We start from the raw sequence: 12688 nt of genomic DNA on the forward strand, positions 1-12688 counted from the left end.
CCAGAACTTTCCATAGTAAAGGAGTGCTGATTAGCTCCTGATATCATGTAATGCGCCCGTTCTTGATACATCGTTAGGCTCAAAATTACGTATAATAAGTAAAGAATTGCAGCAGTGCCTTTCTGAATGTTTCAGTGAGACACTTTCTCTTTATTTTACTAGAGCTGAAAATTATCGTATATTAGGGAAGAAAAGAATGTAAAAAGCATTTGATGTTTGGAAGGGAGTTTGCAGAAAATGAAACTGGATACAAGTAAAGAGGCGGCACCCCTCTATATTCAGGTGAAGAATGATATCAAGAAGAAAATCGAAAACAAGGTTTGGAATCCAGGTGATAAAATTCCTTCTGAATTAGAGCTTTGTAAAACCTATGACGTCAGTAGAATTACTGTTAGGGAAGCCATCAATGAATTAGTTTGGGAAGAGTACTTAGTTAGAAAAAGACCGACAGGTACTTTTGTATTAGATCAAAACGAGCAGTTTGAAGAAAAAAATAACCATTATACGTATGTTAGAGGCTTCACTTTTGAAATGAATGAACTAGGAAAAGAAGCAACTACTAAAAAAGCAAAGATATCAATAGTCCAAGCAGACCAACATGTTGCGAAGCAATTAAATATTTCTGCAGGGGAAAATGTATATGAGATAAGACGGGTACGAGGTACCGAAGATAATGTAATGGTCTATTTTAAAACGTTTATTAAAACAACTGTTATTTTACCAACAGACCCAAAGGATTATTATGGATCGTTATCCAAAATGTTAAATGAAAAAGGTATTCACATTTCGAAGATTAAAGAATATCTAGAAGCAGTAAAGCCAACGGAAGAAGTAATAGGGGAATTAAATATTGCAGAAGATACTCCAGTCCTAAAACGGGTAAGAAAATCTTTTTGTAAAGATATTGATTTTGCAGAATATACAGAATGCTATTTTATTGGAGACCAATATCGTTATTATATTGACATTAATTCGACCATTTAAGGAGAAATTCTAAAATTTCAAAAAAGTATTGCAATAGATAATTTTTGTGGGGGATTCTATTGTCATAACATTTGATGTTAAATATCTTTTTTTCTTTAGTGGAAATATTATAGTTTTTAATATCATAACATTATGTCAATAAGGAGGGCGAACATGTCTAAATATGATAAAGCTACTGAAATAGTTATATCCAATTATGATCAAGATGCTTGGGAAGGATATAGCAAAATCGTATCTGTTCTATCTAATGAATTGAAAACGATTTTATCAAAGAAAATGTTCCGAATGGCAAAGAAAATATTGAATTACAAAAGATCTGAGACGGTTTCTTCCCAGGGTTCCTATCCCTTTTTGCAGTCCTATTTTGCCGGTATTTAATTTCCAAGAAAAAGTATAGTGGGACAAAAGTTCTGCTCATATTAGTAGCTATTACAATTGTGGGTGTTCTATTAAATGTGTTTTAAGCAATTTTAGATCAGGATGATATTCAGGCCTGACAGGGTAAGTTTGTTATTTTGAATATTCGTTAAATCCTGTCTACACAGGATTTGAATTTTGAATTATATAGCTATAACAATATATCAATATTACAAAATATTTACGTTGTATTTACACTCTGTTAAAATGTGTCACTTACTATTAAGCGGATAAGCAAATTTGATTCTGGAGGGGGTGGAAATCTTATAGCAAGAGTTGTATAGGATCAATGCTTACGAATTTAGCTCAAAAACTTTACGACGAGGGAGGGACAACAAGATTCGACGTTAACGGGGTTTCGCCTTCAAAACGCGAATTTTTCCAGCTAAGCGATCAAGTAATATAAAATCCTGATTTTCACTCCCTCTAAGGGACCCCTTAACGGGCTAAGCAAAATGACAAACGGCCATTTCATATTGAGTATTACAAAGAATAACAGGAGGTTTAATTATGCTATTTCTTAAAAGGTTAAAAATTCTAACACTAACGATGATAGCTATTCTAGTAGGCCTTAGTGCTGTGCCTTTTCAGGGAAAAAGCTATGCAGAAGGGACAGAAAACACTACGGAAGAACCTATCTTCAGCTTCATGTCCATGTCGGACACGCATAGCGATACGGGTAAAACGGCTAAAGCTGTAACGGATGCTAAAAATAATAATGCCAGTGCAATCGTTTTAGTCGGGGATATAACCAATCTCGGGGATAGCGGTGAATATGACGCCATAAGAAATGCTATCGATTCTGTAAAAGATCATCCGCCGGTGCATTATACAATGGGAAATCATGAGTATGATTGGCAGTCGGATTATAATGTAGCGAAGAACAGATTTATAGAAAAAGCAGAAATACCAGAAAAGAAGGTGTATTACCACCGGGAAATACAAGGCTATGATTTCCTATTTTTAGGGTTTGATAAGAAACCGGACAATATCTCGTATATGTCCGACGAACAGTTAGCCTGGCTGGAAAGCACGCTTGCTGAAAATGCTGAACCGGACAAGCCGATTTTTGTGTTCACGCATAATCCTATTTACCAGACCGTATCCAAGTCATATTCTGATAATTATTATCCAAATACGGTACAGGAACAGAAGTTCAGAAATATCCTTGAAAAATATCCACAGGCTATTTTAACAACAGGACATCTTCACGACGATACTAAGATACAAGGCAACATGTACACCAATAGATTCACTGCATTAAGAGACGGTGCCGTTTTAAATAGTCAAGCTATGATGTTTGATGTATATAAAGACAAGGTGCATATAAAGGGAAGGGATGTAACTACACAAAAAACCATATGGGAAGGTACTATGAGTCTGCACCCGAATACAACCGGCATGTATGAAGCCGAGGATAGTGTGTTCGCATATGCAACATCTGGCGACGACATAAATCTGTCCGGCGGCAAGTATGTGAATATGAACCATGGAAGCGCATATATCGAGTCGCTCAAGGTTGACGGAGCTTCTGGCGGCAATAAAATATTGAAAATAAGGTATGCTACCGATGCTGCCAATGTTACCAAGGGATTATATGTAAATGGAGCCAAAGTACAGACGCTCAGCTTTCCGACTACCGGAAGCACGAGCTCGTATAACGAATTGGCGGTACCTGTTGAGCTGAATCAGGGTCCAAATAACAAGATCGTCATAAAAAGCGATGGCAACGCAGCAGGCGTGAACATAGATAAATTCCAAATTATGGATAGTAATGATCCCAGCACGATGTGGGGATATAACGGCAATGGCAACGACAGTATCAAGAATGGGTTTAATGCAACTTTGCATGGAAGTGCTGCCTATGATACGACGGATAAAATGGAAGGTTCCGCTTCGCTCAGCCTGAACGGTGCTGACGGTAATTATGCAAGTGCAGATCTTGTATCCACAAAAACAAACAATGTAACGCTAACAGCTTGGGTGAAGTGGAATGGTGCAACCTCAGGATCTCAACAAATATTGTCCAACGGAGATGGCCGTACCAATGGATATTCAATCGTGCTGGATCATGACCAAGGCGATAAGGTTTCCATTGCGGTCAACGGGCAGACGATCCTTGGATCGCAGACTGCATTGACTCCAGGACAATGGACCAATATTACTGCGGCAAGAAAAAGCGGCACCTGGAAGCTTTATATCAATGGCAACAGCGTACCAGTAACCGATAACAATACAACTCCTGCCACACCTACAACGGGAACGTATATCGGTGCAGACAGTAGAGGCCAACAAAGCTTCAATGGACGTATTGATGCAGTAAGGGTTTACAATCAAGCATTGTCTACAGATCAGATCATGGCAATTGCCAACGAGACTTCTAACGTTAAGTTGCAAAGCATCGAAATAACTAAACTGCCAAAAAAGTTGAATTACTTGCGGGGAGAACAATATCTTAATCTAGAAGGGCTGGTTGTGGCAGGCACTTACAGCGATGGAACAACAAAAGTGGAGAACGTAAAGGCTGATCATATTACCGGCTTTGATAGTACCACTCTTAAAAAAGAATTGCCAATTACTGTGACTCTAGGTGGAAAGACGGCCAGCTTTAATGTGAATATTTTAGATGTAATGCCTGGTTCAGCATTGGTGCCAGGAAGGATAGAAGGTGCAAACTACAATTCGAAAAGACCGGGTTCTATACTTAATAGTGCTCCGACTAATGATGGCGATCCCGCATGGGTAGTGGGTGCTTTAGAAAAAGGCGACTGGATGGAATATCACGTAGATGTGGCAAAATCGGGATTCTATCAATTAAATTACAAGGTGGCATCAGGAATACAAACGGGAGAGATTGAATTCCAGGTAGATGGAGTACCTCAAACGAGAACCTCATTCTCAACCGGGGGTTGGAACAGGTATGTCATTAAATCCGAAACGGTCGCACTGAGTGAAGGCTCTCATAAAATAAGGCTGAATGTAAATGCAGCTTATTGGCTTCTTCGCTGGTTTGAATTGATAGAGGTTCAAGAAAAAAAATTGAACAGCATCACTGCGCCTGCTGACATAACAGACGTGGCAATCGGATCGGCGAAGACAGCGGCAGCTCTTGGATTGCCTGCTAAAGTAGCCCTTGTAACCGATGGGGGAAATGTGGATGCCAGTGTGAATTGGGATGTAAATAGTGCAAGCTACGATCCAACTGCCACGACGGTGCAGACCTTCACGGTAACAGGAAAAGTAACTCTGCCTATTGGAGTCACAAACCCGAATAGCGTTCCATTGACAACAAGCATTAGAGTAACTGTTAATAAGATCCCAGCGTGGAACGCTACAGTTACCTCTTCATCGTCTTTCAATGCCAGTTATACTCCCGACAAAGTGTTTGATGGCATAGGGCAAGCGGTTAATGGCGAATGGGCCTCCAAGGGAGAACAGAATCCATGGATCCAGGTGAATTGGACGACGAATCAAACGTTCAACAAGATTATCTTCTATGATCGGCCCAATTTAGCTGACTGGGCGTCCGGCGGAACGCTTACCTTTAGCGACGGAAGCACTTTGACGGTTTCAGGAATCCCGAATGACGGGAGCGCTTATTCTGTAACTTTCCCTGACAAGACGGTGACATGGGTCAAATTCCAGGTATCCGGTGGAAGCGGGCCAAATGTCGGTTTGTCGGAAATGAAAATTTTAGCGCCGGTGGATAAGTAAGTTCCTGAGGTCGAGATGACCGTACTGGGAGACAACAGCATTTATAAAGATTCCGTGGATTTGACGCCTAAGTTTGCATTAACCGACAACCTGTCGGGGGTCGATAACAGCAAGACGACGGTGACGCTCGATTCGCATTCTTACCAAATCGGAACGACGATTCCGCTTTATACGCTGCCGCTTGGGCAGCATACGCTTGTTGTACCCTCCAGCGACTTGGCCGGAAACCAGGTAAGCAAAACCGTTCACTTTCAGACAGTAGCCAGCATCGATTCCTTAAAGGCGGTGGTGACACGCTTTGTCGATACCAAATGGATCGACAATGCCGGAATTGCCGATAGCCTGCAGGACAAATTGGCAAACAACGAGCTAAAGGGCTTTGTGAATGAAGTGAAGGCTCAAAGTGGGAAACACATTTCAAGTGAAGCGTCTAAATATTTGCTATGGGACGCTCAATATTCATTGACACAATTACGATTCGCTCAAGGAATTAGATTTAAACTTTGATGAAAAGAGGTCCCGCGGCAAAATATTTGCTGCGGGACGCTCTATATTTAGACCTCAATATTTATTGACACAATTACGATTCGCTCCAAGGGCAATCGGGCCATTATATTAAATAAGAAGTTACATAAAACTCCACTTCTTTATGCAAATAGGGGTCCAGACATTGGCGGTACCCCTTGAAGACGAAATCAGCCATCGCGGGCAAATACTATACTGGCTACAATGTAAGCTTGCAGTGGATTTAAAATTAAGTTCGAAAATTTATAAAAAAATATGATAAAAAATTCTGTTTTGATAATGCTAGATTCTCTTTCGCGGAGAATTTGTGTGCATCCAGTAAAAATACTAAATACCAACAGTAATGAAACGGCCATACTTCTCCTAAATATGTTTTCCTCCTCCTATAAACCAGACTTTTGGTTATTTCTTCATTTTTCAAAAAATTATGTTCATTCAAACATATCTTATTTATATTGGATAGTTTTGTAGAAAAATACTGAGAAAGCTTGTATGTACGTATCCATTTGTAAAAACTTTGCAAGAATCTCACGTGAGTTAGGTTGTGAACTTATGCGAATTTGTGTTATTTATAGAATAAGTAAAAAAATTAAGAAATACCAAATTTGCCTAATAACTAAAGCAGGTGAAAATATTGTTAGCTCATGAGCGTCATGAACATATAATGGAATGCTTACGAAAAAATAAGTCTGTCAAGGTGTCTTCGATCACAAAAACGTTTGGTGTGTCTACCGAAACAGTCCGCAGGGATTTTGAATATCTCGAGAAAGAAGGGTATATAAGAAGGGTGCACGGTGGAGCGGTTTTAGATAATGCGAACAGTCAAGAAATCAATTTCTCATTGCGGGAAACCAAAAATATTGAGGAAAAGAAGGAAATAGCGAAGATTGCTGCACATTATGTTACAGAAGGACAATCCATTGCATTAGATGTCAGCACAACAAATACCGAATTGGCGAAAGAATTAAAAAGCAGGTTTCAAAGACTTACCGTTTTAACAAATTCCTTAATCATTGCCAATGAACTTTCAGAAATGCCTCATTATACGATTTTGATGCCGGGGGGTGTACTCCGAAATGAAGAATTATGTCTAGTAGGTTCTTTAGCGGAAGAATTTTTTAAAGGATTTCACATTGATACTTTTTTTATGAGCATCAGTGGTATTTCCTTGACGGAAGGGCTGACGGATTACGGGTTAGGTGAATACCAAGTGAAAAAGAAAATGCTTGAGAATTCTCGAAGTTGCATTGTGCTGGCGGATAGCAGTAAATTTGATGTTGCATCATTATTGAAAGTCTGCCATTTTGAAAGGGTTGACCGTATTATTTCTGATTCAAATCTATCCGAAAAGGTACTGCAGAAATATAAAAAAGAAGGTATTGAAATTGTGAATAAGATTAATTTGGAGGAAAAGTAGCCGTCTACTTTCCTTTTTTTTATGTGTTTTTTAAACTCAGTTTATCTCATTTCAGCTTTTCTCCTCAAATTTCAAGTAGCAAAGTAAATCTTTTATTTTTTGCAGCCAGGAAAATAAAATCCACCATCAGCTATTAATGTGTAATTGTGTGATTTTGGTGATTTTTCAAAAAAATTACACGATATTTACAGAAAATCAATAATAATTGTGTATTATTTGTTTGTACAATAGGTAATTTGTGTGAGTATGTTATATTTTATGCTGTTTTGAGGTGGCGTCTATTGTCATGTATTTCCCCTATTCTAGGAGGTGATGCTTCAAAATATCGGCGTACCAGAATTAAAGCACCATTTCAGTTTAATGAGAGCAGCAGAAGGAGAAAATCAAGGTTTCAATATTGGAAACGAAAGGGGGATTTCCGTGACGAAAAATCTCCTCTCATCCCGATCGATGGGAGGATGCCCGCCATCCTTGTAAAGCGGGGCGACCTTCTCCAGCACAATGGAGTCGTGGACAGGATCGATATAATCAATGAGTTCCGCATCGAAGTTTCGCTACGGTTTTGTTTTTTACTCAATTTTACAAGCTTTTTGAACAGGCTCTTAAAATACTTAAAATATGGAGGTTTTCTGTAATGAAAAGAATTTTATCTATTACCCTCGCATTCACGATGATATTCGTTATGTTATCGACCACCACATACGCAAAAATAGATAATGCCAGCAAAGATGCCAAAATTGCATCGATTAAATTTGATAATAATTTGAAGGACGATGCAAATCAACAAGATTTGATAGCAAAAGGGAATTATAGTTTTGTAGACGGTGTATTACCCGGAACCAAAGCTCTGCATTTAGAAAGCGGAAATGGCAATTATGTCAGTACGCCGCAGAGCTTGAAATTTGGAGAAGAGAGTTTTACCGTATCCTTCTGGTATAAGGGCGACACTAAAAATAATAATGTCATATTATCAAACAAGGATTTTAGTAACGGCTCTAACGCAGGCTGGGCGATTTACACATCAGCCAATTCGATCAACATGAATTTTGGATTCCCGACTGCAAAAGTAAAGAACATTTCCTTTGGGCGCAACACGTTTGATGCTTCCGATTGGCGTTACGTGACATTTGTTGTAGACAGAGATAAAATGCTCGCGTCGCTTTATATTGATGCTTACAAAATGGCTGAAACTTCGCTGAGGCACGGATCTTTAGATACGTCGAATCCATTGAATATAGGTGGCGACGGATTGGGCAACCTCGGCGGTAATTCATTCGATATCGCTGATCTGATGATTTGGAAAGGCGTCATTAGCAGTAAAGTCGTTCAAGCGAATTATAATAGTTACGCTGGACATGAAGTAGATATGAACGCACTTAACGACACCATATCAGAAGCAAGTGCAATCGTAGAAGACGGTCGCGGCAAAGGCTTCAGCAAAACCGATTTTAATTATTTGAAAAAGGCTTTGAGATATGCAGAAAAGGTTGCAAGAACGCAAAAAGAAAAATTCTATACACAGGAAACCATCAATTATTACGAACGTGAACTAAACAACGCCATATTCATCTATCAAAAAAGCAATAAAACATTAACTCCCCCCGGTTTAAATGTAACTATAAACAGTGACACAGAAATCAATGGTAATCCTAATACAATCGCGCGCGTGGAAGAAGATATGAGAAAAGCCATGAGCGTGTTCCCGCAGGCCGATGTCATGTTGATTCCTGGCGACGTTACCGGAGGTAACAACGCCGGTGAACATGTGTGGATGGGTGGGCTTACAAAAGTATACAATAAACTTCAAAATGAGGGTTTATTTGACAGTACGGAGTTGTTAATGGTAAGAGGCAACCATGATTTGGGCGGTTCCGAAAACCTAATACCTATCGGTTCGGCGGGCGCATGGAACGAAGCAACGAATTCGTACGATAACAATTTCTTTAACAGTGCTTATCGGGTTAAGGTAAAAGGATACAATATTGTCGGTTTTGACGCAAATTACAATAACCAAAATACGGTGGGAAAAACCCAAAATTACCTCAACACAATCACAGAAGAAGAGGATTATGATCCAACAAAACCCATATTTGTATTTTCTCACTTCCCTGTAAGCGGAACCGTGTGGGGATCGAGATGGAGCAGCTCGGGAAGTAATGCTGTAGGTAAATATATTGCCGACAATAATTTGTCGCAGGTGTTTTATATGTCAGGCCATACGCAATACGACCCGACCGACGAACGTTCTCTCCATCAAGGTTCGGCTACGTTTCTCGATTCCGGTTCGTCGCACTATTCCAGTTATATCGATAACGGTCCGTACGGCGGATATATTGAAGGAAATTATATCAATAAATACCATACCATACCGCGCATTGTGAATTTCTTGGAGGTTTACGGTCCGAAAATTATTATCAAACAGTACAATTTAAGTACTGAAGAATTTGTAGGCATACCTCGTGTAGTAAACGCTGGCGAAGGCAAAAATGCCTTTACGTACAGCAGGAACGATATAAGAGAACTCATACCTCCGCAGTTTGATGAAGGCAGTATTAAGCCAAAATCCTTCGAAAACAACGAGCTTATTTTTACAATGAAGCAAGCCAGTGACAACGTTCGTGTGCTGGAATACAATGTTGATCTGATCAACAAGCTTACAGGAGAAGTGGACAAATCGTTCAATAGTCTTTCGCTGCCGCTAGACAAGCCATTCGATGTATATAGGGAATACAAGATGACAGGCTTGTCGCCGGTTACTCCTTATACACTCCGAATATTCGCCGCGGATTCCATGTATAACCGTTCGTCGCAGGAGATTGACATTAATGAAAACAGTGGTAATTTAAACAGCATCCCTGCGCCTGCTGACATAACAGAGGGGACAATCGGATCGGCGAAGACAGCGGACGGCCTTGGATTGCCAGCGACAGTACCCTTGGATACCGATGAAGGCTGGGGGTTTGCCGATGTGTCATGGAATGTAGATGCTTCAAACTATGATCCCGCTGTAAAGACTGTACAGACCTTCACTGTAAATGGAACTGTAACTTTGCCAACTGGGGTGGCAAATCCCAATAACGTGCCTTTGACAACAAGCATTAGAGTAACTGTTAATAAGATTCGGACCGACTCAGTTACCGCTTCATCGTATTTCAATGCCAGTTATACTCCCGACAAAGCGTTCGATGGCATCATAAGGGGCAGCGAATGGGTGTCCAAGTCAGAACTGAATCCATGGATCCAGCTGAATTGGACGACGGCTCAAACGTTCAACAAGATTATCTTCTATGATCGGCCTAATTTAGTGGACTGGGCGCCCGGCGGAACGCTTACCTTTAGCGACGGAAGCACGGTTAAGGTTTCAGGAATCCCGGATGACGGGAGCGCTTATTCTGTAACTTTCCCTGAGAAGACGGTGACATGGGTCAAATTCCAGGTATCCGGTGGAATCGGCTCCGCTGTCGGTTTGTCGGAAATGAAAATTTTAGCGCCGGTGGATAAGTAAGTTCCTGAGGTCGAGATGACCGTACTGGGAGACAACAGCATTTATGAAGATTCCGGGGATTTGACGCCTAAGATTACACTAACCGATAAGTTGTCGGGTGTAGACAACGCAAAACGACGGTTACGCTTGATTTGCATGCTTACCAAATCGGAACGGCGATCCCGCTCTATACGTTGCCGCTTGGGCAGCATACGCTTGTTGTATCCTCCAGCGACTTGGCCGGAAACCAGGTAAGCAAAACCGTTTTTCAGACAGTAGCCAGCATCGATTCCTTAAAGACGTTGGTGACACGCTTTGTCGATACCAAATGGATCGACAATGCCGGAATTGCCGATAGCCTGCAGGACAAATTGGCAAACAACGATCTAAAGGGCTTTGTGAGTGAAGTGAATGCTCAAAGCAGGAAGCACATTTCAAGCGAAGCGGCAAACTATTTGCTGCGAGACGCTCAATATGTATTGAAACAAAAGTAAAGCAATTCAAAGCTTGACCCAAGAGAATAAACACAGATGCCATCACATTTACGAATTTTAGGATGGATCGGTAATGTAACGGGGGAGATCCATTTTCTCCCCCTATTATTATTGATGGATTCAGGATTTACCACGTTAGGAACTATAATTGTTACGCAAGCCTGTGAAATTCCTGTTGCAGGCTTGCATAGCAATTCCTTCTCTACTTGGTCCATTTTATGAAAAGAGGTCCAGAAGCAATGAATCTAAGAACTTTCCTCTCCTTGTTCATCATCGTATTAATTTTGGGGACTGCCACAACTTCATTTGCGCATTCCTCAAGCATGGGTTACTCGAAGTTAAACGTTAAAGGGAACCAGATTGACTATGAACTTTTTCTTGATCAACGAGACTTGCTTGTGCAATTTGATACCAACAAGAATGATAATCTGGAAAACGAGGAACTGCCCTCGCAAAAGGACGGAATCGAATCGTTTTTACAGAAAGATCTTCGAATAGATGTGGATTCGAAACCCTTAACGATGGAATTGCTTTCGATGGACGTGACAACAAAGGATTCCACAAGAGGCGTAGTGTTTCAATTAAGGTTAACCGCCGATGAAGCGATCGAACAATTAAATATTCATTACAATCTGGTGTTTGAAGATGCGCCTGCTCATACGAGTGTACTCTTGGTCCATTCAGGGGAATTTTTCTATGAGGATATTCTTGATATCAATAGAAAAGATATTCAGATCACCTTTCCCGCGGCGGAAACTACCGGAAGCTGCAGCGATTGCGGCCATAGTGCTCAGTCCGAGATTGGCTCCGTCCTGTGGAAATACTTTGTACTTGGAATCGAACACATTTTAACCGGCTATGACCATTTGCTGTTTTTGTTATCCTTAGTATTAATTGCATCTAGATTCAAGGATGCGTTGAAGATTGTTACCGCATTTACAGTCGCCCACAGCATTACACTGTTCTTGGTGGCCACCGACCGTATTCAGGTCAGTTCGCATTGGGTCGAAGCCTTGATTCCCCTGACGATCTGTTATGTGGCAGTGGAAAATATGTTTGTTCAAAAGGCGAAATGGCGGTGGCAATTGACGACCTTATTTGGCCTGATTCACGGTATGGGTTTCGCCGGGGCTTTGGCTGAAACGGGACTTCCAAAGAGTAATCTGATTGGCTCACTCCTGACGTTTAATTTAGGTGTGGAAGCGGGCCAGATCATGGTCCTATGCCTATTACTTCCCTTCTTACTATGGCTGCGAAGGTTCCCATGGTATCGTAAAATGATGATTTCAACGTCTTGCCTTATTTTTGTGCTGGCATTTTATTGGTTGATTCAAAGATTGTAATTAGGCCATTTATTGATCAATACGAGAGTTAGCGGTATTTTTGCTAGCTCTTTTTTATTATTGCGTGTCTAACCAAGTTTTTTCAGGGAGGTGAGGAGTAATGAAAAATGACCCCTACTCGAAGCATTATAAAAATAAAATAAATCTAAAAAAGGGTCAGATTGTAGAGAAAGAAAGGAACTTAGATGGTTCATTTTGAATTTGTAAGTTATGCAAAGGAGAAGGATAGCAATAAACCCTACCTTTTTCGCTTCGGACCTACAACTGGGATAAGTACTCATTTATGTTTACAAATATGAATATCTTATTG

At 40.5% G+C, this 12688-nt stretch carries 10 protein-coding genes; all 10 read left to right on the forward strand.

Features of this window, described 5'->3' with window-relative positions:
• Window positions 1-237: 237 nt before the first annotated feature.
• The 10 genes from LIT25_26465 (at window position 238) to LIT25_26510 (ending at window position 12378) form a co-directional block, all read left to right on the forward strand.
• Window positions 238-984 carry a GntR family transcriptional regulator gene (locus LIT25_26465; protein USK36681.1) on the forward strand — a complete coding sequence of 249 codons (747 nt, stop codon included), beginning with the start codon at window positions 238-240 and terminating at the stop codon, window positions 982-984.
• Window positions 985-1137: 153 nt separating this feature from the next.
• Entirely contained in the window at window positions 1138-1362 is a 225-nt protein-coding gene (locus LIT25_26470) for a hypothetical protein (GenBank protein USK36682.1), read from the forward strand.
• Complete coding sequence (locus LIT25_26475; GenBank protein ID USK36772.1) at window positions 1362-1448, forward strand: hypothetical protein; 87 nt, start codon at window positions 1362-1364, stop codon at window positions 1446-1448. Before LIT25_26470 ends, LIT25_26475 begins: the two co-directional genes overlap by 1 nt.
• 463 nt (window positions 1449-1911) lie before the next feature.
• On the forward strand, window positions 1912-5115 hold the full coding sequence (locus LIT25_26480) for a carbohydrate-binding protein (GenBank protein USK36683.1): 3204 nt from the start codon (window positions 1912-1914) through the stop codon (window positions 5113-5115).
• 15 nt (window positions 5116-5130) lie between these two features.
• On the forward strand, window positions 5131-5622 hold the full coding sequence (locus LIT25_26485) for a hypothetical protein (GenBank protein USK36684.1): 492 nt from the start codon (window positions 5131-5133) through the stop codon (window positions 5620-5622).
• Window positions 5623-6274: 652 nt separating this feature from the next.
• Window positions 6275-7057, forward strand: coding sequence for a DeoR/GlpR family DNA-binding transcription regulator (locus LIT25_26490; GenBank protein ID USK36685.1), 783 nt, complete (start codon window positions 6275-6277; stop codon window positions 7055-7057).
• Between the two features lie 312 nt (window positions 7058-7369).
• Window positions 7370-7534 carry a hypothetical protein gene (locus LIT25_26495; protein USK36686.1) on the forward strand — a complete coding sequence of 55 codons (165 nt, stop codon included), beginning with the start codon at window positions 7370-7372 and terminating at the stop codon, window positions 7532-7534.
• 157 nt (window positions 7535-7691) lie between these two features.
• Window positions 7692-10562: a metallophosphoesterase gene (locus tag LIT25_26500; protein USK36687.1), complete on the forward strand. Its 2871-nt coding sequence runs from the start codon at window positions 7692-7694 to the stop codon at window positions 10560-10562.
• Window positions 10563-10693: 131 nt separating this feature from the next.
• Complete coding sequence (locus LIT25_26505) at window positions 10694-11035, forward strand: hypothetical protein (GenBank protein ID USK36688.1); 342 nt, start codon at window positions 10694-10696, stop codon at window positions 11033-11035.
• 239 nt (window positions 11036-11274) lie between these two features.
• Complete coding sequence (locus LIT25_26510; protein USK36689.1) at window positions 11275-12378, forward strand: HupE/UreJ family protein; 1104 nt, start codon at window positions 11275-11277, stop codon at window positions 12376-12378.
• Window positions 12379-12688: the final 310 nt, after the last annotated feature.

The organism is Bacillus sp. F19, from assembly GCA_023823795.1.
GTDB lineage: Bacteria > Bacillota > Bacilli > Bacillales > Bacillaceae > Bacillus_P.